Below are 25,371 nucleotides of genomic sequence, written 5' to 3' on the forward strand. Positions count from 1 at the left end.
ATTCTGTAGATACCTTTCATTTTTTCTTCATTTTTTTGCATTATGATTTTTTCGATAATAAAATTCATGTATGCAGGAAAACCCATGCGAAATGCTTACCTACAAAGGCGCGATTATCGCTCACGCTTTAGAATTCTTAAAGGTGGAAAAATATCCCTTGTTGTTTCTGCACTACTTGCTAGCACAACCTTTCTGTATTCAGCGCCTAGTGGCGGCGTCGTTACTAGCGGGAGTGCAAGCATCACAGGAAGTGGCACAACCACAACTATCACCCAGTCCACCAACAAAGCTTCCATTAACTGGAACAGTTTTTCTATCGGCGCCAACGAAACCGTTAACTTTAAACAACCTGATGTTTCTTCTGTTACATTAAACAGGGTTGTTGGCAATGAAAAAAGCATTATCGCTGGAGCATTAAACGCCAATGGGCAAGTTTTTATTTTAAATTCAAACGGTGTTTTGTTTAGCAAAAACGCTTCGATTAACACTGCGGGGCTTGTGGCAACTACTATGAATGTAAGTGATGAGGACTTTCAAGCAGGGGTGTATACCTTTCAAGGCAACGCCACCGCCTCGGTCATCAACCAAGGTATCATAAATATCTCCAATAAAGGCTACGCCACACTCTTTGGAAAAGAGGTTATCAATGAAGGTGTTATCAGGGCAACCCTTGGGAGAGTAGCATTGGTTGGAGCCAAGGAAGTCACGTTAAATCTTAATGGCAACTCTCTTGTCAACCTCAAAGTCAACAAAGGCGTCCTTGATGCGCTCATAGAAAATAGAGGCGCCATTTATGCTGATGGCGGAGACATCTACCTTACCATCAACGCAGTAGACGAGCTTCTAAAAGGCGTAATCAATAACACAGGTGTTCTTGAGGCCAACGCTCTAGAAGATGTTACAGGAGAGATTATCCTTTATGCCCACGGGGGAACAACCACTGTTTCAGGCACCCTAGAAGCCAAAGAAGGGTTTATCGAAACCAGCGGAGAAACCTTACATGTAAAGAGTGGTGTGCACATCAAAGCCAAAAAATGGCTCTTAGACCCGACCGATATTACTATCACCGATGGAGGAGGAAGCGACATCGCTGGCGCAACCATGGACGCCGATACTATCACTTCCGTTTTAAACGGTGGCACCGATGTCACGCTACAAGCGGACAATGACATCACTATAGATGAAGCCATCACATGGACAGCCGCAACCCAACTTGAACTAACCGCTGATAATAATATCTATGTCAATGCTCTTATACAAAACACCAATACCACAACAGGCGGTGTCTATTTCAGCGCAGCCAACACAAGCGATGCCGTTATCTTTGGTGCCAACGGCAAAGTCATCATTTACAACCCCTACCAACTCCAGTGGGTCACGACAGCGTTAAACGGGAAGTATGAATTAGGGGGCAACATCAATGCTTCAGGAACATCCTCATGGAATGGCGGCGAAGGCTTTGTGCCTATCGGAACAGAGGCAAACCGCTTTAGTGGAAGCTTGGACGGGAAAGGTTATGTGATAGACGGTTTGAGTATTAACCGCCCAAGTACAGACTATGTAGGACTCTTTGGGGTGATGGTGGGGGTAGATAGCACGGTAAGCAACCTTGGGCTGAGCAATGCAACTATCATAGGACATAACTATGTTGGTGGAGTTGTGGGGTACAATGGTGGTGCTATCACTAATGCCTATGCCACAGGAAGTGTGAACGGAACTAACTCTGTCGGTGGAATAGTGGGGAGCAATAATGGCACCATCACCAATGCCTATGCAACAAGCAGTGTAAGTGGAAGTGACTCTGTCGGTGGTTTTGTGGGAGGGAATGTTGGTACCATCACCAATGCCTACACTATAGGAAGTGTGAATGGAACTAATTCTGTCGGTGGGCTTATGGGATGGAATACTGGAACCATCACCAATAGCTACTGGGATATAGATACAACAGGACAAGCAAATGGAGTGGGTAATGGAGATGCCTCTGGAGCCACAGGGCTTACCACTTCGCAGTTTGCCAACGCTTCAAACTTTAGCGGATGGAACACTGCTGTATGGTCGTTTGGTGGAGGAAGTTTGGTGGAGGGGTATGAAGTATCCTTGCGACCGTATCTTGTTTCTGTTACCGCAGAAGCAGATAAACCAACACGGACGATTCTTTTTAACAGCGGTTTTGGGACAGATGTTTCTCCTTATACCATCACCAACTGGAGACACCTGCAAAACATCAACAACAACAATATTTTAACGCACAACTACTATTTTGATTTAGCAAACGACATAGGGAGTGCAACAGCAGGATATACAGACTTAGCAAGTGCGACTGCAAATACAAATACAGGTTGGATACCTATCGGAAATGCAACCCACCACTTTGTAGGTCATTTTGATGGACAAGGGTATACCATTGATGGCTTACATGTAAGCACTACACGGAGCATGGTAGGATTGTTTGGCGTAGCTGGTACTGGTTCAACCATTCAAAACATCGGTCTTACCAATGTAGATATTGTATCGACCACGTCTTATGTCGGTGGACTTGTGGGGTATAATCTTGGAAGTATCTTCAATGCGTATGTAGCAGGAACGTTGGTTCAAGGCAATAATCATGTCGGTGGACTGGTAGGTTATAACGACAACGCAGGGACTATCTCCAACGCATATGCCACAGTGTCTGTACATGGCACCAATAATATCGGTGGGCTGGTAGGTTCTAGCGCGTCCACTAGTGCTACAATCTCCAATACGTACGCCTCAGGTTCGGTAACTGGAAGTACCAATGTTGGTGGACTGATTGGATTGCGCGAGTATGGAAGTATCTCTCATAGTTTTTGGAACACAGATGTCATCGCAAGTGGCGTGGGAAGTGGCTCATCTAGTGGGCTCACAGGGAAAACAACCACGGAACTCCAACGCTTTAGTACCTTTGATAGTGCGGGTTGGGATGTCGGTGTAGGCACAAGTGCAACCCCCTCTTTAAGTATGGGCGGTGCATATATCTGGATGATGGCACCTGAGACAGTGCATTACACCCTTTCTGATACAAGCACTACCTACAAAGGAGATGCTTATACCCTTGGCGATTTATGGAGTGCAACAACTCTTTTTGGTGCCAATTTTAGTACATGGGTGTTGGGCACGGATTATACATTTTTAGATACCAATAATGCTGTTGTAACAAACTACACCAACGCAGGAACCTATAGCAATCTTCACGTCAATATCTTACGAAATGGCTATGCGCAAGCAGGTGTTGGTAATACCGCAGGTACCCTTGCCATCACCAAAGCCCCCTTAACCGTCACGGCAAACGCCGCTTCTAAAACCTACAATGGGTTAGCCTACAGCGGGGGGAATGGGGTGAGTTACAGTGGCTTTGTTGGCAGTGAAGATGCTAGCGTTTTGGGTGGAGGTCTTAACTATGGGGGAACAAGCCAAGGCGCTATCGATGCGGGAAACTACGCCATCACTCCAAGCGGACTAAGCAGTGATAATTATGCATTAAGCTATGCCGAGGGAAGCCTTACTGTCAACAAAGCCAATGCCATTATAACCGTTGACGCTATCGATACTACATACAACGGCACTACTCAAAATATCAGTGGCAACTACACCCTCAGCGGACTTGTCAATGGAGAGAATGCTTCCGTCTTAGACAGTGTTTCCCTTAGCGGAAGTGGAACCAATGCAGGAACGTATGCTATAAACGGAACAGCAAGCGATAACAACTATAACCTCAGTATTGTCGGCGGAGTTTTTACCATTCACAAAGCCAATATTACCATCAGTTCAACAGATGTCACGAAGACTTACGACGGGACAACCAATGCAGCAGGCTTGGCAAGCATCACAGCTGGAACCTTGTACGATTCAATCTCGGGCGGCACCTTTGCCTTTACCAACAAAGACGCAGGAACAGGAAAAACTGTAACCGTGTCGGGTGCGACAATCAATGATGGCAACAATGGAAACAATTACAATGTTACGTATGCCGACAACACCACCAGTACCATTACCCAAGCCCCGCTAACCGTCACGGCAAACGGCGCTTCAAAAACCTACGATGGTTCACCCTATAGCGAAGGAAATGGGGTGAGCTACAGCGGATTTGTCAATGGCGAAACTGCTTCTGTTTTAAGTGGGGTACTAACGTATGGGGGAGATAGCCAAGGCGCTATTGATGCGGGTACCTACACCATTACTCCAAGCGGACTCGCTAGTGGTAATTATCTGTTTAGCTATGCCAATGGTGTGTTAACCATTCAAGCAATCTCCCTTCCTCCTGCAGATGAGAGCATCAATCCTGCGCTACCCAATACCGCCCATATTGAAAACGGCACAGCTGTTCGCGCCCCTTTCTCTCGTGCTTTTGCAGATATAACCAGAAAACAATCAGGTGGCATCCCCGTAGAATTAGCCAAAATACACCTTCTTAACGGTGGCATCAAGCTTCCTGATGGACTAGAAGCAGACATCTTAACAGCACAAAGGTAGAGGAAACTGCATGAACCAAAAAATACTTCAAATAATTATCACATTTTCTCTCGCGATGGCAAGCGCCCTTCTTGCCGCACCACCAAGCAGTGGCGATATGGAAAAACAAGTCAAACCTCCTCGTGAAGTACAAGAGATGAAAGAGGCTATTCCCCCTCTTCCCGTGGAACCTTTTAAAGAACCGATGGCAGAAGAAGGCGGAACTATCATTGAAGTGAAACATTTTAAACTCACAGGCGCGTTACATGTAAAGCCCGAAATCCTGCAAACACTACTAAACCCCTATGAGGGTAAAAGCCATAGTTTCGCACAACTTCAAAAGATAGCCTCGTTGATTACGCGGCACTACCGCGAACAAGGCTACTTCGTCGCACGTGCCTACATTCCCAAGCAACATATGCGTGAGGGCATCTTAGAAATAGCCGTGATAGAAGGAATGTACGGTGCATTTCACCTAAACAATACCTCCCTCGTCTCACACAAACGCATACAAGGCGTACTAGATGCCGCCAAAAAAGAGGGTGTTATTAGCACTGCTTCGCTAGAGCGTGCCATGCTCATCCTTAACGATACCCCAGGGGTGAAGCTCACGGGCATTGATGTTAAACCTGGAAAAACAGTAGGCACAGCGGATTTTGATATAAAAACAGAAGCGACCACTCCTTACAGTGCGTATATCGTAGGCGATAACTACGGCTCAAAATACACAGGACGCTACAGAATAAATCTCGGTCTTAGTGCGAACTCTCCTTTAGGGTATGGGGATAAACTGAGTCTCAATGGTGTACTCTCAACCACAGGAGATTTGAAAAATGGAAAAATAGCCTATGGTTTTCCCCTAATGAGCAATGGTCTTCGAGGTGAAATCAGTGCCTCTCACACAACGTACTCTTTGGCGCAAGAGTACGCGAGCTTGGATGCCACGGGAGAAGCTACTACCCTAGAAGCCTCACTCTCTTACCCACTGATTCGCACCCGCCAAGAGAATTTAAACCTCTTTTTAACTTATGCCCACAAAAAGATGGAAGATGAAGTAAAAAGCACTGCAACCCTTGTAAAAAAAGATGCAAACGTAGCAACCTTAGAGATGGTCTACTCAAAAAACTGTCTGCTCTTTGATATGGAAAGTAGCACCACCCTCGCCCTTGCTCTCACACACGGAAAGGTGCGCTTTGGCGATGATGCCTCAAAAGCGATAGACCATGCAGGTGCGCAAACCAATGGAGATTACACCAAGGTAAGCGGAACGATTGAAAAAGCGATTGCCTTTAACCCGCGATATTCCCTTACCACAAGCCTAAGATTTCAAAAAGCCCTAGGAGGTAAAAACCTTGATGGCTCGGAAGATTTCTCCTTGGGTGGAGCCTACGGTGTCAGAGCTTTTCCTGATGGCGAACATAGCGCAGAAAACGGTTATATCCTTGGCGCAGAACTTTTTTACAGTTTACCTAGTACGGGGAGTCTAAACCATACAGTAAGCCTTTTTGGAGACACAGGTTATGCAAAAATGGAAAACCTCATCAGTGATAGCAAAGGAAGGCACCTTAGCGACATTGGGCTAGGTTATCACGCCGCTTACAAAAAGTTCTTTGCCAAAGCCCAGATAGCTAGAGTTATTGGCGGGGAGAAGGTAGAAAGCGAAGACCAACATTCCACGCGTTTACTTTTACAAGCGGGGTACGTTTACTAGACGTTACATGTAAGGATTTTTTCTTTACATGTAACGGAAAAATCCTTACATGTAAAGCGTATTGGCACCAGACGTGTCTAGAGCTAATGAGAAAGGGGCTGTGTGTAGGGTATAGTCATGGTAAAACACATTCCGTTGCCGGTATTTGCTGCACTAATTTTTCCTTCCAATTTTTTTTCCACCAGCGTCTTAACGATGGAGAGACCTAGCCCGAAGTTGTCTTTTTTGGTTGTGTAATTCGATGAAAAGAGCTGTTGAATGTGCGTTGTATCTACCTTGCCTGCATTGTCTTGAACCACGATAGCAAGTTTGGAAGGTTCAGGCTTTTTAAAAGAGATATCAATGTATTTTTCCAACGGGTCGTTGTACACAAGGGCATCTATGGCATTTTCACATAAAATCATTAAACAATTCGTCAGTGCACTTTTATGGGTGTAGAGGGTATCAATTTCTGAAGTGACACGCATCTCTATCATATTGAGCATCAACTTGACTTCAAGTATTTTTTCGATTGTTTTGAGTTCTCGAATGGGATTAAACTCTGTTTTGTCGTTGGAGTGTTTAAAGAAGTCGCTAAAAAGATCAATGTTCTCTTGAATGTATTCGATGCTGTTGACGATTTGGGGTATTTTTTTCTCAAACTCCTTTAAAAGCACCTCTCTTTTATGTATAAAGGTAGCGTGCAAAAACATAAACTGTGAAGCAAGTTGAGAAACAGGCGTTTTACATTGATGGGTGATATTACCAACAGTTTGTCCTAGCGCGATAAAACGTGATTGGGCAATGAGAAGATCCTCGCTTTCACGCTGTTGTTGGTGCAAACGTTTGATTTTCTCACCATGCGCTAAAGATAAAAACAAAAGGTCTATCACGATGCCAAAAGGAAGTACAAGCCACGAGTATGTTTGCAGTTGGACATAGCCTCCAACAACCAAAGTATCGTATATCATGCAGAGTGTAAACACGATTTTAGCGATGGCAAAGTAAAGGCTTCCGAGCCGTTTTTGGATGACACTTAGCACACAAAACGCAATCAGATAAAGAGCAAAAAGGTATCCAAATAACACCGTATTGTGCGAATAGTAAAGAATATCCATATTAAAAACAGCACACGAAAAAAAGAGTGCAAATCCCATGATGACACTAGCACAACCAAGGAAAACTTTGCCATACCACTCGTTTTGCAACTGAAAGAAAAAATACGGCATCAACAGCAAAAAAAACAGAAATAAACGAATCGACACCCATGTTGCGATGGTCAATAAATCGAAATGTTCAAAAGAAAAAAATTGATACGCAAACCCTTGATAGAGAAAGTGAAACAGTAATAAACTGATCATATATCCTGCATAAATCATATAAAATAGCTCTTTCAATGACACATAAAGCACGATATTATAGAGAATGAGCGCGATGAGTATGCCCCCTGTGAGGCCCCAAATCATCGTTTTAAATGACGTGTTTTGGGTAAAGTAATTTAAACTCTCAACCTGCCACCACAGCTCATAAGGACCATACGATTGCAAACGGGTTACGACCGTGTAAAGCGCATTGGGTTCGAGTGTGAGACTTTCAACGCTACTAAAATGCTTTATGGAACGGTTCTCTTTTAGTCGCATGTCGCCTAGTTCGCTTCGTTGATGCAACACATCACCTTTGTATACATACACATCGATAAAATCAAGTCCTGCACGAGGATGTTCAAGCATAATTTTTTGAGGCTCTAATGTGGTGTTTTTAAGGCAAAATTTTATCCAGTACACATCCCGCGTTGAAGGAGTATGGGTCAATGCTATGTCAGTAGGTTCGGCTTGTTTTATTACCTCAGCATTCAAAGCATCGAACCCTGATGTGCTTTTGTAGATTATCTGATAGGCACTGCTTTTTTCGACTGAAAAATGTGCATTAATCTCTACGCATGCATCTTGTGCAAAGCCATAAACCGATGCAAGCATGAAACACACAAAAAAGCGTTTCATTTGATGATATACCCTGTGTTTTTGATGGTGTTGATAATGTCAAGAGAAATTTTTTTGCGCAAGCGATAGAGCAGATTTTTGAGTAAATTGTCTTCGATGTCCCACGTGCCATAAAGATTTTCTTTAAGCATCTCTTTCGAAAGAACCTTGCCTTTGTGTTCAAGTAAAAGCTCTATCAAGTCTGACTCTTGCTTTGAGAGCGTAAACTTCTCTTCTTCGATGAAAAGCGTTTTTGAGAGCTTTGAGTACGTCACATAAGGCTCCAGACAAATAGTCTCATTGGCGTTTGAATGCCTAAGTGCTGTACCTATTTTATGCACTGCTTGTGAGAGCTTGTTGTAGTCCAAAGGCTTCACGATATAATCGCTAATTCCTAGAGGAATGCATTTAAGAAGTTTGTCTTGGTCGGTATAACTGCTGGTGACAAAAACGATGAGTTTGGGGTACAGCTTGCGGGCTTCTATGATAAGGGTATACCCGTTCATGTAAGGCATCACATAGTCGGTGATTAGCACATGTGGTTCAAATGTTTGAAGCATATTAAGCGCTTCTTTGCCATTTTGAGCAAGGGTGATGTTTTTGAAAAAATAGCCCAGTGTATCAGTAGTATTGTCACGCACGATAGCGTCATCTTCAACATACAGCACTTTGAGTTCAAAAATCTTTTTGTTCACCACCTGTCCTCATGAACGAAATTTATTGTCTAAAAAGTATTATAACGTTTCAAAGTCATTTCAAAGTCATCCCAAAAGAGACAAAAAAAGTCTTTGGGATGACCTAAATACCTAAAATTACATGCTAATTTTTTTAATTAAGCTAAATGTTAGGTATTTTTATGCGTTTTTTTTTAATTTCATCTTTTTCTAAGCAAAAAAAGCCTCCGAACAATCCTATACTGAAATAACTCGGGCTCCTTTCATCTCCTTTTGCCGCAATGCACAAGAAGAGCGATGCACGAAGTCGATACGTAAAATTCAACGATAAGGCTCTATCATGCGCACATTCTATCTGCAAAATTGCAACTATAGCTCACGGTTTCGCATTCTCAAAGGCGGGAAAATAAGCCTCGTGGTTTCAGCTTTCCTTGCCGGTGCAGTGCTACTTCACGCCGCCCCAAGTGGCGGTGTTGTCACAGCAGGAAGTGCAAGCATCGCCCAAAGTGGAAGTGTGACGAACATCACCCAAACCACCAACAAAGCCGCCATCAACTGGCAAAACTTCTCCATCGGAAAATCCGAAACAGTTAACTTTAACCAACCCAATGTAAATGCTGTGACGCTAAACAGAGTTGTCGGAAATGAAAAAAGTGTCATCAATGGCGCCTTAAATGCCAATGGGCAAGTTTTTATCTTAAACTCCAACGGTGTGCTATTTTCCAAAACCGCGAGCATCAACACCGCAGGACTTGTTGCAACGACGATGAACCTAAGCGATGCAGACTTTATGGATGGCAATTATGCTTTTAAAGGCGGCAGCCAAGCTTCGGTTATCAATCAAGGAACGATAAATATAAGCGATAAAGGCTATACCGCTTTATTTGGCAAAGAAGTCAAAAATGAGGGCTTCATCAAAGCAACCCTTGGCAAAGTCGAACTCGTCGGCGCCAAAGAGCTCACGTTAAATCTCAATGGCAATTCACTGGTCAATCTCAAAGTGGATAAAGGCGTTTTAGATGCGCTTGTTGAAAACAAAGGGGCTCTTTACGCAGATGGGGGCGAAGTCTACCTAACCACCAATGCGGTGGGTGAACTGCTTAAAGGTGTGGTCAACAACACAGGCATCATCGAAGCCAACTCACTAGAAGACATCACGGGGAAGATTGTATTGTTTGCCCATGGGGGAACGGGGAAGTTTGGTGGAAGCTTAAGTACGGGGAAAGGTGAAGGGTTTATCGAGACTTCAGGAAAAGAGTTTGTCAATGATGCTTCTTTACATGTAGAAACAGGAGAGTGGCTTATAGACCCTGTCAATATCACTATAGACCCTGCCCTTGCAGGAACTATCTCTAGTGCTCTTGGAAGTGGTGGCGTAACTGTCACCACAGATGGTGCATGTACAGGAGTTACATGTAGTGGCACAGGAACAGACGGTGACATCTTCGTAAACGCTGATATCACCTGGTCAAGTGGCTATGCCCTCACACTTCGTGCGGATAGAAATATCCTCATCAATGCAGTGATAAATGCGAGTGGTGGAAGCGGTGGAAGTCTAGTTTTACAATACGGACAAGGCGCGCTTGCCTTAGCCAATACCGCTTACTATTTGATAAACGCCCCTATTTCATTGCAAGCCAGCGGTGCGACTAATGGAAACAATGGTACAACCTCGACCAATTTTAGCACGAAGCTTGGCTCGAATGGGACTGTAGTAAATTACACCACCATCACCAACAACACTGGTACGGCGTTAAACACACAACTAAGTAGCTACCTCGGTGGCAACTTCGCACTTTCTACTGATGTTGCACTCAGTGGAACAAATAACTGGACACCCGTAGGGACTTTCATAGGTCGTTTTGAAGGGCTGGGACATACGATAGATGGCTTAAATATTAACCCCCCATCAACAGACTATGTTGGACTCTTTGGGAAGATTGGCACAGGCGGCACGGTAAGCAACCTCGGAGTTACCAACGCAACAGTTGAAGGGAATGAATATGTCGGTATTTTAGCTGGCGATGCGAAACCAGGTTCTTTAATCGTCAATGTGTCATCAAGCGGGAATGTCGTGGGTGTTGATGAGGGAGTGAATCTATCTTCTCATGTTGGCGGTCTAGTAGGCAATAATAATGGTGGCAAAATCACTTTTAGTCATTCTAGTGCAAAGGTTAGCTTGAAAGATGGCAACAACGGCGGAAATAGTTTTGGTGGGTTGGTGGGGTTCAATAATAGTGGAATAGTTGAAAGAAGCTATGCAACGGGAGAAGTATCGGGCAACGGGCTCGTCGGTGGGTTGGTTGGGGGTAACAATGGAGGAACAATCTCCAGCGCTTATGCTACTGGCAAGGTCACGGGAGCCAATTATGCCGGTGGGTTGGTTGGTTACCATTATAATGGTGGAACAATCTCTAACACCTATGCTACAGGAGAAGTCGCGGGCAATAATAATGTCGGTGGACTGGTGGGAAAGACTGATAATTCTGCAAGCATTACAAATAGTTATGCCACGGGGCGTGTTACGGGCACTGATGATGTCGGTGGACTTGTGGGAGAGACTGCTAATTCTTCAATCATCACAAACAGCTATGCTACTGGGAGTGTTACGGGTGTTTATTATATCGGTGGACTGGTGGGAAGCAATAGTTCCTCAACCATCACAAACAGCTATGCCACAGGAAGTGTTACGGGCCAGCAATATGTCGGTGGACTGGTGGGATTCGATGATAGTGGAACCATTACCAATAGCTTCTGGGATACTGAGACTAGCGGACAAACAACTTCAGCAGGAGGAACAGGCAAAAGCACTGCGCAGATGATGGACGCATTGACTTATACTGGTTGGAGCACAACTATCTGGTCATTTGTTGATGGCGCAACAGTAGCAGGCTATGCCCTAGGTGGTTTACCGTATCTCAAAAATGTAACAAGAGCCCAAGACATCGTCACAAGTTCTGAAACACTTTTTGCGGGTGGTTTTGGAACCGCTCTAAACCCCTACACGCTCACCAATTGGACACAACTGCAAAACATCAACTACAACACCGCTACACTTAGCAAATATTTCATTCTCTCAAACAACCTAGATAGCGCAACAACAGGTTACACTGCTCTAGCAAGCTCTACGGCAAACAGCGGTGCAGGCTGGATGCCGATTGGAAATTATACTAGCAAGTTTACAGGAACCTTCAACGGAGGTGGAAATACCATCGCAGATTTGTTTATTCATCGACCAACTACAGATCATGTTGGATTATTTGGCTACACGGATGGCGCTACGGTACAAAACGTTGGCGTTATTAGCACCATAACAGGTCAAAGTAATGTTGGCGGACTGGTGGGAACAGCTTATAATTCTTCAAGTATCACAAACAGCTATGCCATGGGGAGCGTTACGGGCACTAGTCGTGTCGGTGGACTTGTGGGGCACGCTGCTTCCTCAAGCATTACCAATAGCTACGCCACTGGGAGTGTAAGCGGTACTAGCCTTTTGGGCGGACTGGTGGGCTTCGATGATGGTGGAACCATTACCAATAGCTTCTGGGATACTGAGACTAGTGGACAGGCAACTTCCGCAGGAGGAGAAGGTAAAACCACTGCACAAATGCAAACATTGTCCACATTTGCGGGTTGGGATATAGCAGGCACCGACGGAGGCTATCCAACACTCAGCTTGGGTGGGGCAACCATTTGGACAATGTCCCTCTCTCCAATAGGTCTTTCCTATACCCTAAGCACCCAAAACCAAGTTTATAAGGGCAGCAACTACACTCTTGCAGATTTTTGGAGTGCCTCATCCATCTTTGGCGCAAGTTACGCTTCATGGGTACTAGGAACCGACTACATCTTTATCTATGATGGCAGTAGCACGACAGGATTTAAAAATGCAGGAACCTACAGCAACATCACTATCGATATTCTTAAAGGCGGATACACCGAAGCAAGCAGTGGCAATACCGCAGGAGCGCTTACTATCGCGCAAAAAGCACTCACTATCTCAGGAATAACAGCAAGCAATAAAACCTACGATGGCACAACAAGTGTCACTATCTCCAACTGGGGAAGTTTATCTGGCTTGGTGGGAACGGAAACCCTTACGCTACATCACGGTACGGCCAGTTTTGACACGGCTACTGTGGGCAATGGTAAAACCGTCACCGCTATAGACTACACCCTAAGTGATGGAGACAATGGAGGAGTTGTGGGTAATTATCTGCTAGCAGCCACCACAGCTACTACGACAGCAAATATTATTAGTACGACACCGACACCACCTGCCCCGACGCCACCTGCTCCAATACCGCCAACCCAAAACTTAACTCCCATCATCACCCAGATCATCAATGGCACCGCCATAACACCGCCGGTGCTACCAAATTTCACACCACGCCTACCTCTAGCTCAAGCACCACAGCAATTTACTTTCGCGGGGGCTCAAGTGCAACTAACTTCAACCCCAAGCGGAGATGTGCCAAGCCAACGCATAGGAATGCAAGAAGCAAGAGCCATGATACAAGGTGGAGGAACGGGTGATATCCGTATACCGTTGGGACAAAACTCACTCATCCAACTCATAAATGGCGGCATTCATCTTCCAAATGGTTTAGAACAAGAATTTTTCATGACACAACGATAAGGGAAACAGATGAAAACAAAAAACATACTCATACTATCACTAGCAACAGCATCTTTTCTATTGGCAGCGCCACCTAGCAGTGGAGACATTGAAAAACAAGTCCAAGTCCCTAGAGAAGTTGAAAAAGGAATGGACAATGTCATCCCCTCACTTCCTGTGCCTGAGCCAAAGCCACTCATGAGCGACATGGGAGGAAAAAGCATTGAAATCAAAGGATTTAAACTCAGTGGGGCTTTACATATAAGCGAAGATAAGCTTTTATCTCGGATCAATTCTTACGCAGGAAAAAGCTATACCCTAGGAGAACTAGAAAAAATAGCTTCGCTAATCACTAAAGCCTACCGAGAAGAAGGCTACTTTGTAGCCCGTGCTTATATTCCTAAGCAAAGTATGAGTGAAGGAATTCTAGAAATTGCCATTATAGAAGGAAACTACGGAGCCTTTAAACTTACCAACAGTTCTTTGGTTAATGATGAAAGAGTGCAAGGAATATTAGATAATGCAAAAGGCGATACTATCGTCTCTGCGCATACCCTAGAGCGCGCTATGCTTCTCATCAATGATACTCCCGGTGCTAAAGTCACAGGTGCGGATGTTATGCCTGGAACGAAAGTAGGAACCTCAGACTTTGCCATTACCACAGAAGCCACCACTCCTTACAGTGCGTATATCGTAGGCGATAACTACGGCTCTAAATACACAGGAAGATACCGCGTTAACCTAGGACTAAGTGCGCTCTCTCCACTAGGATACGGTGATCAGCTCAGTCTTAATGGCGTGATGTCAACGACTGGTGATTTGAAAAATGGAAAAGTCTCTTATGGCTTTCCATTGATGGATAATGGCTTAAGAGGTGAACTGAGCGCCTCTCATACGACGTATTCCTTAGCAGAAGACTATGCGGCCCTTGATGCCCTTGGGACGTCAACAACCCTAGAAGCCTCACTCTCTTATCCACTGATTCGCACCCGCGAAGAGACGCTCAAGCTTTCCGTAAAATTTGCCCACAAGAACATGAAAGATGAGGTCCAAAGTGCCGCCATTAACACTAAAAAAGAGGCTGATTTAGTCACCGTTGGCGCAAGCTATAGCAAAAATTCTCTTTTTTTTGGGTGGGAGAGCAGTACGACGGCAACACTTGACATTACCCATGGCAATCTAAGCTTCAACGATGCCATTTCACGAGCTATTGATAATGCAGGTGCGCAAACCAATGGAGACTACACCAAGGTCAGTGGCAGTATTGAAAAAGCGATTGCCTTTAACCCGCAATATTCCCTTACCACAAGCCTAAGATTTCAAAAAGCCCTAGGAGGTAAAAACCTTGATGGTTCAGAAGACTTCTCCTTGGGTGGAGCCTACGGTGTCAGAGCTTTTCCTGATGGCGAACATAGTGCAGAAAACGGTTATATCCTTGGCGCAGAACTTTTTTACAGTTTACCTAGTACGGGGAGTCTAAACCATACAGTAAGCCTTTTTGGAGACACGGGTTATGCAAAAATGGAAAACCTCATCAGTGGCAGTGAAGGAAGGCATCTTAGCGACATGGGTCTAGGTTATCACGCCTCTTACAAAAAGTTCTTTGCCAAAGCCCAGATAGCTAGAGTTATTGGTGGAGAGAAAGTCGAAAGCGAAGACCAACATTCCACGCGTTTACTTTTACAAGCGGGGTACGTTTACTAGACGTTACATGTAAGGATTTTTTCTTTACATGTAACGGAAAAAGACCGCGGCACCAAAGGCCGTTTTGCACGCGCTAAGTCATTTCCTCTAAAGACTCAGACTCACGTGTGTCAAAACGGCATTCATACGCCACCAACAACTTCAACAAAACCCTCAATTACCCAAACACGCATCCACGACATTCCTTCTTGCATTTATTAAAATACCTTTTTCATAGACCCCTTACATGTAAGGATTTATGGGGCTTTTTAACGCCGAGTCGTCATGTTGACGGGAAAAGAGTATACTGAATCTGAAAGGCTTTTACATGAACACCCAGCAGCTTCTCCCCCTTTTTACAGGGGTTATTATGGTGTGCATGGTCATTATTGCCGCCGCTATTGTTTTTCTAACAATCAAGCACATTGCTGCCATGCACAAAGCAAACGCGTTTATTGCTCTTAGCCAACAAGAAGTGAGTGTGCTTTGCCACAAAGCCACTTTTGCGCTAGAGGATGTCAGCGACCTTATTGCTACAGTGGAAGAGAAAAGTCACTTTCTAGCACAAAAGGCATCTGTAGGTATCGCTCAGCTTACCCATGTCTCGACGCTCGTTGGAGCATTTTCCCAACTGTTTCGCAAAAAAACACCCAAAAAAGAGGATACTATGAACCAAAATCACTTACTCGGTTTCGCACTTGGCGCGACTGTTACAGGAATCAGCGCTTACTATGTTTACAAAAATAAAGATGAAATCGTCGAAAAATTTAACGACCTTGAAGAGACATTGGCCGAAGACTATGAAATCTTGGCTGGAAAAGTAAAAGAAAAATTCGATGCCCTGAGCGAAACATTTCAAGAAACAACCCAAAAAGCCCTAAACGGTGACGCTAAAGGCACTCTAAAAGGAAGCAACCTTAAGCACTTGATGAGAAAACTTGAAAAGCTTCAAAAAGAGGTGCAAACCCTGAGCAAAAGTTAACTTTTCGCCACGCAAGACCATGAGATGAGCGTTTGGTCTTGCAAACGGTTCCAGTGCTAAAAACAGCGCCCCCTTGTCGCCATGTAACGGGAGTTTTTCTGCTTATTAAAAGGAAAAAGCCTATGCCTCACTATAAACACACGCTTCATGAAAAGTCGTCAATTTTCTATCAATGATGTGTGTAGATAATGGGGTTACATGTAAAAGCTAACGCTTAGCCTTTTCCTCTTTTGTTCAATTGAGCTAAATATGTACCGCAACGTGAGGGTTTTAGCCCTTTTTCAAGGGCTAAATCTCCTTACATGTAAAGCTGTCCACCACTCTTTTGAAAGGCTTCGGCTTGTTCTTCTAGCCCTTTTTCCAAGGCAACATTCACATCATCGGTACCGATTTTCTCCGCGTAGTCGCGAATGTCTTGGGAGATTTTCATGGAGCAAAATTTCGGGCCGCACATGGAGCAAAAGTGGGCGACTTTGGCACTTTGGGCAGGCAAGGTTTTGTCGTGGTACTCGCGGGCGCGGTCAGGGTCAAAGCCGATGTTAAACTGGTCCACCCAGCGAAACTCAAAACGGGCCTTGCTCATGGCGTTGTCGCGAATTTGCGCACCGGGGAACCCTTTGGCTAGGTCGGCGGCGTGAGCGGCGATTTTGTAGGTAATGATGCCCTCTTTGACGTCTTCGCGGTTAGGCAATCCCAAGTGTTCTTTAGGTGTCACATAGCACAACATCGCCGTGCCATACCACCCAATCTGCGCCGCCCCGATGGCCGAAGTGATGTGGTCGTATCCCGGTGCAATGTCCGTCACCAACGGCCCAAGGGTGTAAAAGGGCGCTTCAAAACAGTCCTCCAGCTCCTTGGTCATGTTCTCTTTAATCATCTGCATCGGCACGTGTCCAGGGCCTTCAATCATCACTTGCACGTCGTGTTTCCACGCGATTTTAGTCAGCTCTCCCAAGGTTTCAAGTTCGGCAAATTGGGCCGCATCATTAGCATCATACAACGACCCTGGACGCAAGCCATCCCCTAGTGAAAACGCCACGTCATAAGCCTTCATAATCTCACAGATGTCTTCAAAATGGGTGTACAAAAAGCTCTCTTTGTGGTGGTGCAAACACCATTTTGCCATGATGCTTCCCCCGCGCGAAACGATGCCTGTGAGGCGCGTAGCCGTCATGGGCACATACGCCAACCGCACGCCCGCATGGATGGTAAAATAATCCACCCCCTGTTCGGCTTGCTCGATGAGCGTGTCGCGGTACACTTCCCACGTGAGGTCTTCGGCGATGCCATTGACCTTTTCGAGGGCTTGGTAGATAGGCACCGTCCCAATGGGCACCGCGGAATTGCGTAAAATCCACTCTCTGGTTTCGTGAATGTTTTTGCCCGTGGAGAGGTCCATGACCGTGTCGCCACCCCAGCGCGTGGACCACAGCATCTTTTCGACTTCTTCTTCGATGGACGAGGTGGTCGCGGAGTTACCGATGTTGGCGTTGATTTTGACCATGAAATTGCGCCCGATAATCATAGGCTCCGCTTCGGGGTGATTTACGTTGAGTGGCATCACCGCGCGTCCTGCGGCGATTTCTTGGCGCACAAATTCAGGGGTGTACACTTCGGGCAAATTGGCTCCAAAGCTCTCGCCCTTGTGCTGTTTGCCTAGGAGTTTGTGTTGGCGCGCTACTTCGAGATTGCAGTTTTCGCGGATAGCCACGTACTCCATCTCAGGGGTGATGATGCCCTGACGCGCGTAGTGCAACTGGGTGATGTTTTTGCCCTTTTTGGCCCGACGCGGGGCTTTGAGGTTGGGAAAACGCAAGGCTTTAAGTTCAGGGTCGTCGTGGCGTTCGTGAAAATACGCCGAACTAAAATCCTCCAACACCTCGCTGTCCCCGCGCTCTTCAATCCATGCCTTGCGGATGGGCTTTAAGCCTTGGTGCAAGTCGATGGTCACGGAAGGGTCGGTGTAAACGCCCGAAGTGTCGTATACATGTAAAGGCGGATTTTCCTCGATGGTACCATCACTTTTTGTGGTTGGTGTGAGGGTGATTTCACGCATGGGCACTTGAATGTCAGGGCGTGAGCCTTGGAGGTAAATTTTTCTGGAACTTGGGAAGTTTTCGATGTATGAAGCGTCAATTTTTTCGAGGTTGTCAAGTACTTTACTCATAGCGGTTATCTCCTTATTTCCTACGCTGGCATTACCCAGATCAGGTTCATGAAGCCACATTAATGACTTCTTGGGGTATTATCTCAGCCTTTTACAGCACCCCCACAGACAATGATAAAAAGTGCATTATACAAACCCTGTGTAAAAACTCACTTAATATGGCGGTGCATCAAAAATCTTAAGTATAGACTAAACAGGCTTTTTCGCTCAAAAGCCTGTTTAGTCTGTGCTTTTTAAGATAAGCCATGCACAAGCAAGGTTTTGGTACACTTTAGCCTTTTAAAATTTCCAAAGCTCCCACAAGGAAGACAGATTGCGAAGTCATTATTGCACTGATTTAAACACGACCCACATCGGCCAAGAGGTCGAATTGTGCGGATGGACCAACAGCTACCGCGACCACGGCGGGATTATTTTTATTGACTTACGAGACAAAACCGGACTCATTCAGCTGGTTTGCGACCCAGAAGATAGCCAAGAAGCCCACGATGTGGCCTCAAAAGTACGCGACGAATTTGTCTTGCGCGCCTACGGAAAAGTACGCGCGCGCGGCGAGGGACTAGAAAACCCCAAGCTTGCCACGGGCGCCATCGAAGTCATCCTTAGCCGCCTTGTGGTGGAAAACCCAAGCGCCGCCCTTCCCTTTGTCATCAACGACAAAGACGTGGGCGAAGAAGTACGCTTAAAGTACCGCTACCTCGACCTTCGCACCCCTAAAGCTTACGAAACCTTCCGTCTGCGCAGTAAAGCCGCCATGGCCGTGCGCAACACGCTGGATGCCAAAGGCTTTTTGGAAGTTGAAACCCCTATTTTAACCAAAGCAACGCCCGAGGGTGCGCGGGATTACCTTGTGCCAAGCCGTGTGCACAACGGTGAATTTTACGCCCTTCCCCAATCCCCACAGCTCTTTAAACAACTCCTCATGTGTTCAGGGTTTGACCGCTATTTTCAGATTGCTAAATGTTTCCGTGACGAAGACTTGCGGGCTGACCGCCAACCTGAATTTACCCAAATCGACATCGAAATGAGCTTTTGCGAGCAAGATGACATCATCGCCGTGACCGAGGACTTACTCAAAGCCGTCTTCAAAGAAGCGGGCCATGAGATTCACGCACCCTTTAACCGCATCACCTACAAAGAAGCGATGGAACGTTACGGTTCGGACAAGCCCGATTTACGCTACGACCTTTCCATGGTGGACGTGATGGACATTTTTGAAACCTGCGACAATGAAATCTTTAGCTCCATCGCCAAAGATGCCAAGAAAAACCGCATCAAAGCCCTCAAAGTCCCCCAAGGCGACACCATCTTTTCCAAACGCCAAATGAAAGGCTTTGAAGATTACGTGCGCAAGTTTGGCGCTTCGGGTCTTGGGTATTTTCAAATGAAAGAAGACGGTCTCAAAGGCCCCTTGACCAAGTTTTTTACCGAAGCGGCCCTTGAACAGATTGTGGCGCGTTGTGAGCTTGTGGCAGGAGACGTGGTCTTTTTTGGCGCAGGCCCTAAAAAACTCGTGCTTGATTACATGGGACGTTTTCGCATCTTTTTGGCTGAACAAATGGACATCATCCCTAAAGACCGTTTTGAGTTTTTGTGGGTAGTGGATTTTGAAATGTTTGAAGTGGAAGAAGGCAAGCTCAAAGCCTTGCACCACCCCTTCACCATGCCAAAAGACATCAACGCACCGCTGGATGAGATGGAATCCATCGCCTACGACGTGGTGCTTAATGGCGTTGAACTTGGCGGGGGAAGTATTCGTATCCACAAAGCGGACATCCAAGCCAAAGTCTTTTCACTCCTTGGCATCAGTGACGAAGAAGCGGCAGAAAAGTTTGGCTTTTTGCTAAATGCTCTTAAATTTGGTGCACCACCACACGGTGGTATCGCACTTGGACTGGACAGACTCATGATGCTACTTACTGGCTCTTCTAGCATCCGTGATGTCATCGCTTTCCCTAAAACCCAACGGGCCCAATGCCAACTCACCGGTGCTCCAAGCCCCGTTGAGCCTGCGCAAATGCGTGAACTTGGTATTCGACTTCGCGAAAAAACATCCCATTAAGGACTCTTATGAAAAAACTTTTTCTCATCATTGGCGCACCTGGTAGCGGCAAAACCACCGATGCGAGCTTGATTGCTCAACACAACGCTGAGACGATCGCCCACTACTCTACGGGCGAGTTGTTGCGGGACGAAGTGGCACGCGGAAGCGCGCTTGGCAAAACCATCGACAGCTTTGTGAGTGCGGGCAACCTTGTACCCCTCAACATCGTCATCGACACCATTGTTGGCGCTATTAAACAGAGTGAGAAAAATGTCATCCTCATCGACGGGTTCCCCCGAAGCGTAGAACAAATGGAAGCCCTAGACGCCATCTTGGCCAAGGAAACCACCATTGTGCTTGAAAGCGTTATCGAGGTAGAGGTAAGCGAAGAAGTGGCGTGTGACCGTGTTTTAGGACGCGGACGCGGGGCGGATGATAACGCCGAAGTGTTTAAAAACCGCATGAACGTCTACACGTCGCCACTGGGCATGATTCAGGCATTTTACACCTCAAAACGCTTGTTACACAAGATTAACGGCGAACGCACCATCGAAGCCATCGTGGAAGAGATGGAAAGATTTGTAAAGTCCAAGCTCTAGGAAACTTAAGCGCAAAGCCCTTTTGTTTCAAAGCAAAACACTCTTTTTAAACACCCTTTCTAAAAAGGGATTGCTACCGTACTTTTAGACAGGTGAGTGCTTTTTTGCACTATAATGTTGGCATACTTGTTTCAAAAGGGATTAGTGTGCAAAACCTAGACATTCTTTATATTGAGCGTGAACCTTCACTGGCGCAACAGGTTATGGGGCTTCTTCACCCCAAGCCGTTGCACCATGTTACAACCACCCATGAAGCACTACGCGCCTTCAAGACCACCCCTTATCCTTTTGTCATCCTTTGTGCCTCCTTGCCTGAGGGAGAAAGCATTGATTTGTGCAGAACCCTTAAAGCCCTTAACCCTCAAACAAAAATCCTTTTACATGTAGAGCCGGCCCAATGCCCTCAACTCCTTGAAGCTATTCAGATTGGCGTGGATGCTTTTGCCCTAAAACCTCTTGAAAAATCCGCCTTTTTAACAGCCTTTACTGCCATGGTGGATGCTTCTTTTGCCTCAAAAAAAAGCGAAGAAGCCCTCCACCTTGCACAGCAACTCTCTAGCGCCTTTGAGGCAAGTGCTATTGTCTCCAAAACAAACCCCAGTGGTATCATCACTTACGCCAACAAAGCCTTTGAAAAGATTTCAGGTTACACCCAAGAAGAGCTCCTTGGAAAACCGCACAACATCGTCCGTCACCCCGACATGGACAAATCAATCTTCAAAGAAATGTGGAACGTTATTGGCAACGGACAGATTTGGCGGGGTGTTGTCAAAAACCGCCATAAAAGCGGGAGTTTTTACGTGGTGGAGGCAACCATCATCCCGATTCTTGATGTGGAGGGCAAGGTTATTGAATACATGAGTGTGCGCCACGACATCTCCCAACTCGAAACACGCAATTCCTACCTCCAAGACGTGGCCGCACGCAACGAAGAGATAGCTAAAACAAAATCCAACGAACTCTTGGAAAAACTTTACAAAGACGAAATCACCAACCTTCCAAACTCCCTAGCGCTCCAACGGGACATCGTACGCTTTGAGGGCGGGACACTCTTTCTTTTGGACATCAATAATTTCAATATTTTCAACAAACTCTACGGCTTTGCCTTTGGTGATTTCTTGCTTCAAGAAGTGACCAAAAACCTGATGTTTCTTTCATTCAAGGGAGAAACCCTCTATAAACTGAGTGCGGACAGGTACGCATTGCTTAGCCGCACCCACAACGAAGCGCACATAGAAAACACCTGTAATCAAATTTTTGCCTACTTTGACACCACGGAAATTGTGATTGAAACCATTGAAAATTTTATTAGTTTTAGTATCGGGGTAGCCAAAATCGAAGACGGAAGAGATGCTATCGTCGATGCAGAATTTGCCCTTGATATCTCCAAAAAACACGGCAAGCGCTTTAAAGTCGTGTACGATGGGGGCTCTTCTCAGATTCGCGAAGAGCTTGAGAGCATCAGTTGGCTCAATAAAACCCGAGAGTTCATCCACAAAGATATGATTGTGCCTTATTTTCAACCCATCGTCGATGTGCACACGCGGGAGATTTTCAAATACGAGTGCTTGGCGCGGGTTATTGATGGGGATTTGGTTATTCCGCCAATGATGTTTATCAGCGCGGCCACCAAACTAGGACTCCTGACCTCAGTCACCAAAAGCATGATTAACAAGTCGTTTCAATACTTTGCAGGTAAAAACATCCGCTTTTCGATTAACATCACTGAGCGGGACATTATGGATGGGTATTTACTGGAATTTATCAAATTTAAAGCCCAGCGCTACAACATCAACCCGCGCCATGTTACCTTTGAAATTCTCGAAAATATCACCCTCTCCAAAGAATCTGACCTTATCACCGGGACTATTGGGCTTGTGAAAGACTACGGGTGCGATATTGCTATTGATGATTTTGGAAGTGAAAACTCTAACTTTAGCCGTTTGCTCTCCTTGCAATCAGACTACATCAAAATCGACGGCTCCTTTGTGCACAATTGCGACAAAGACCTTGAAAAACAAAAAATCATCGATGCTATCGTGCAACTTGCCAAGCGCCTTGGCATCAAATCTATCGCCGAATTTGTCTCCACGGAGGCAATTTTTGACACCATCAAAGCCCTAGGGGTAGATTACGCGCAAGGGTACCTTTTTGGCAAACCTGAGCCCAAAACCCTTTAAGCGCACCTAGATAACAATAACAGCTTGGTTTTTACCCCTTGCTTTTGCCTCATACAGTGCCTTATCTGCGCGCAGCATCATTTTTGACACCCCTTCACCCTTGCGGCATAACGTGCCGCCCACGCTAATCGTCTGAGGCTCAGCGCCTCCAAAGGGCGCCTTGGCAATGCATTGCACTATTTTCCACGCAAACTCTTCTAGCGTTTGGGCATCCGCCTCAGGGCAAATCACAATAAATTCCTCTCCACCCCAGCGCCCAACCGTATCACTGTGGCGGCTGTTTTTCCGTAGCAAAGCAGCTATCTCCACCAAAACACGGTCTCCTATGTGATGCCCAAAGGTATCATTGGTGATTTTAAAATCATCAACATCAAGCAACAAAACACCAAAAGAGCGACCATAACGCTCAAGGCGTTCTTTTTCCTCTTCAAGCACGGCATCTGTTTTGTGGCGGTTAAACACTTTTGTCAATTTATCAATCTCGGAGGCGCTTTTTAGGGCATGGACATGTTCGCGTATTTGCACTCTGGCGAGTTCAAAACTTTGCCCAAGCAGGCTGATTTCATCTTTGCCTTTCCACTCAAAGGGCTCATCTAGCTTTCCATTTTGTAGCTTAAGTGCTTGGTGCGTCAACTTTTCCAATGGCCGAAGAACTTTCAAGTACAACAAAGGGACAAGAACGGCAAGAAGCATCAAAAAGGTGACGCCAAAGATGCGCAAAAAAAAGCTTTTTTGCTCTTTAAGGTGTTTTATGAGCATGCTATCGTTATACGTAATAGCAACATAACCTATGGGTTTTGCCTGCATATAAATCATTTCAGTATTCAAAAAAAGCTCGCCCACTTCTCTTTTAGGGACATGTATCTCTAAAAATTCCATGTCGTTGTAAGTGTCATAAACAACAATCTTAACAACCCTCGGGTCGTGTTTTAAAACTTCAAGTACCAAACCGCCGCTGTTGGGATGAAAAAAATAGACAGGTTTGCTCAGTGCGTCGGCAATATTGCGTGTTGTTTTATAGCGAAAATCTTTAAAATCCGCGTACAACCTCTCTTGCACATCCGTAGAGGTGTACCACAGGGCAAAAATAATAGGTAGCAATAACGAAAAAAATATGCCGATTGTCAGCGTCGTATTGATGGAAAAAAATCTCTGTTTCAAAAAAGTTCTTTTCCATTAAACAAGCATGTGCCTGTTTGTGCATAATCGGGCAAAGTAATTCTGCCCAGGATAATTTCCGAACGAATGTGGTCAAGCTCTTTTTTTAACCTCTTGGGAATAAGCGGTTCATTGTGGTGATCATAGGCCAAATCAACCCCTTTTTCTTGTAAACCCATCACCCGAACCTGATTTTGCCAATTCCCTCGCCTTGCCGCAGTGAGTGCTATGTAGGCCGCATTGTCTACCCGCACCACCACTGAAGTTAACACACTTCCAGGGAAAAGGTAGTTTTGATTGCTATCTACCCCAATACCAAGCTTTTTTTGCTCGTGTGCTGCTTGAAGAATCCCCACAGAACTCCCCCCTGCTGGGCCAAAGATAACATCTGCCCCTTGGCTTATTTGCTCAAGGGCTATAGCGTGTCCCCTTGGTGCGTTATTCCACGCGTTAAAGTCATCCCCGATAAAATCGTGCAACACTTCCATGGCAGGATTGGCGTACTTTGCGCCTTGCATATACCCGCACAAAAAGTCTTGGATAATAGGCACCTTCATGCCTCCCACAAAACCAATCTTCCCTGTTTTGCTTGTTTTGGTGGCAAGATAGCCCGCTAGAAAAGCTGCTTCACGGTAGGCAAAGATAAAAAAATCTGCGTTGGGAATATCAAAAGAGCCGTTAAAGATAATGAAGCGTTTTTTAGGATAAGCTAACACGATTTCTTTAATCGCTTTTTGTTTAATACTGTCTACGTTATTGACCATAATAGGGTCATAGCCCTCCTCGGCCAGCGCCTTTACTTGCGCGTTAAACTTACTAATATCAAGAATCATCACTTCCTTAACTTCCACCCCAAAACGCTGCGAAAAACGCTCGATTCCTTGGTGAATCATCGCATTCCACGATTTGTCATCCAAAATTTCTGAGTCGTAAATCATGACAGGTTTTAAAGTGGTGGCAAAAAGGTGGGCGGTAAAAAGCACCAAAAAAAGAAGATTTTTCATCACGGTTCCTTTGAAATGGCTCTTTTCTCAAAACAAGACAATTTTATCAGAAAAGATTCCATTTCTCGCAGGTTGCCTCTTAAAAAGTCTTACATGTAAGCAAAAGGGTGGGGAGTTAATTTT

At 45.5% G+C, this 25,371-nt stretch carries 13 protein-coding genes; 8 read left to right on the top strand and 5 right to left on the bottom strand.

The window, feature by feature from the left end; genetic code table 11:
• Positions 1-84 precede the first annotated feature (84 nt).
• Together AC5SLM_RS06645 and AC5SLM_RS06650 are read left to right on the top strand one after the other, a co-directional pair.
• Entirely contained in the window at positions 85-4,491 is a 4,407-nt protein-coding gene (locus AC5SLM_RS06645) for a beta strand repeat-containing protein (RefSeq protein ID WP_495250155.1), read from the top strand.
• 10 nt (positions 4,492-4,501) lie between these two features.
• The gene (locus AC5SLM_RS06650; protein ID WP_495250156.1) at positions 4,502-6,181 is read left to right on the top strand and encodes a ShlB/FhaC/HecB family hemolysin secretion/activation protein; all 1,680 of its coding nucleotides are present in this window, start codon (positions 4,502-4,504) and stop codon (positions 6,179-6,181) included.
• A gap of 83 nt (positions 6,182-6,264) precedes the next feature.
• On the opposite strand, the gene AC5SLM_RS06655 is transcribed toward AC5SLM_RS06650, so the two are convergent.
• Both AC5SLM_RS06655 and AC5SLM_RS06660 read right to left on the bottom strand, forming a co-directional pair.
• Entirely contained in the window at positions 6,265-8,160 is a 1,896-nt protein-coding gene (locus AC5SLM_RS06655; protein WP_495250157.1) for a 7TM diverse intracellular signaling domain-containing protein, read from the bottom strand.
• On the bottom strand, positions 8,157-8,834 hold the full coding sequence (locus AC5SLM_RS06660) for a response regulator transcription factor (RefSeq protein ID WP_495250158.1): 678 nt from the start codon (positions 8,832-8,834) through the stop codon (positions 8,157-8,159). The genes AC5SLM_RS06655 and AC5SLM_RS06660 overlap by 4 nt, the downstream gene beginning before the upstream one ends.
• A 319-nt stretch (positions 8,835-9,153) precedes the next feature.
• Here AC5SLM_RS06660 and AC5SLM_RS06665 point away from each other — a divergent pair, with 319 nt between their 5' ends.
• The 3 genes from AC5SLM_RS06665 to AC5SLM_RS06675 all read left to right on the top strand — a co-directional run bounded on the left by AC5SLM_RS06665 (position 9,154) and on the right by AC5SLM_RS06675 (position 16,096).
• Complete coding sequence (locus AC5SLM_RS06665; protein ID WP_495250159.1) at positions 9,154-13,452, top strand: GLUG motif-containing protein; 4,299 nt, start codon at positions 9,154-9,156, stop codon at positions 13,450-13,452.
• Positions 13,453-13,461: 9 nt separating this feature from the next.
• Positions 13,462-15,135 (top strand): ShlB/FhaC/HecB family hemolysin secretion/activation protein, encoded by a 1,674-nt coding sequence (locus AC5SLM_RS06670; protein ID WP_495250160.1) that lies wholly within the window; start codon positions 13,462-13,464, stop codon positions 15,133-15,135.
• 307 nt (positions 15,136-15,442) lie between these two features.
• The gene (locus AC5SLM_RS06675) at positions 15,443-16,096 is read left to right on the top strand and encodes a hypothetical protein (RefSeq protein WP_495250161.1); all 654 of its coding nucleotides are present in this window, start codon (positions 15,443-15,445) and stop codon (positions 16,094-16,096) included.
• Between the two features lie 298 nt (positions 16,097-16,394).
• Here the strand turns inward: AC5SLM_RS06675 and thiC are convergent, their stop codons facing one another.
• Positions 16,395-18,263 (bottom strand): phosphomethylpyrimidine synthase ThiC, encoded by a 1,869-nt coding sequence (gene thiC / locus AC5SLM_RS06680; RefSeq protein WP_495250162.1) that lies wholly within the window; start codon positions 18,261-18,263, stop codon positions 16,395-16,397.
• 313 nt (positions 18,264-18,576) lie between these two features.
• Here thiC and aspS point away from each other — a divergent pair, with 313 nt between their 5' ends.
• The 3 genes from aspS (at position 18,577) to AC5SLM_RS06695 (ending at position 23,086) form a co-directional block, all read left to right on the top strand.
• The gene (gene aspS / locus AC5SLM_RS06685; protein WP_495250163.1) at positions 18,577-20,325 is read left to right on the top strand and encodes an aspartate--tRNA ligase; all 1,749 of its coding nucleotides are present in this window, start codon (positions 18,577-18,579) and stop codon (positions 20,323-20,325) included.
• A gap of 8 nt (positions 20,326-20,333) precedes the next feature.
• The gene (locus tag AC5SLM_RS06690; RefSeq protein WP_495250164.1) at positions 20,334-20,906 is read left to right on the top strand and encodes an adenylate kinase; all 573 of its coding nucleotides are present in this window, start codon (positions 20,334-20,336) and stop codon (positions 20,904-20,906) included.
• Between the two features lie 146 nt (positions 20,907-21,052).
• Complete coding sequence (locus AC5SLM_RS06695; protein WP_495250165.1) at positions 21,053-23,086, top strand: EAL domain-containing protein; 2,034 nt, start codon at positions 21,053-21,055, stop codon at positions 23,084-23,086.
• Between the two features lie 6 nt (positions 23,087-23,092).
• Here AC5SLM_RS06695 and AC5SLM_RS06700 read toward each other — a convergent pair whose 3' ends face one another.
• Together AC5SLM_RS06700 and AC5SLM_RS06705 are read right to left on the bottom strand one after the other, a co-directional pair.
• Entirely contained in the window at positions 23,093-24,247 is a 1,155-nt protein-coding gene (locus AC5SLM_RS06700; protein ID WP_495250166.1) for a GGDEF domain-containing protein, read from the bottom strand.
• Positions 24,244-25,248: a BMP family ABC transporter substrate-binding protein gene (locus tag AC5SLM_RS06705; RefSeq protein WP_495250167.1), complete on the bottom strand. Its 1,005-nt coding sequence runs from the start codon at positions 25,246-25,248 to the stop codon at positions 24,244-24,246. The genes AC5SLM_RS06700 and AC5SLM_RS06705 overlap by 4 nt, the downstream gene beginning before the upstream one ends.
• Between the last annotated feature and the right edge of the window lie 123 nt (positions 25,249-25,371).

This window comes from Sulfurospirillum sp. HTRB-L1, assembly GCF_059415125.1.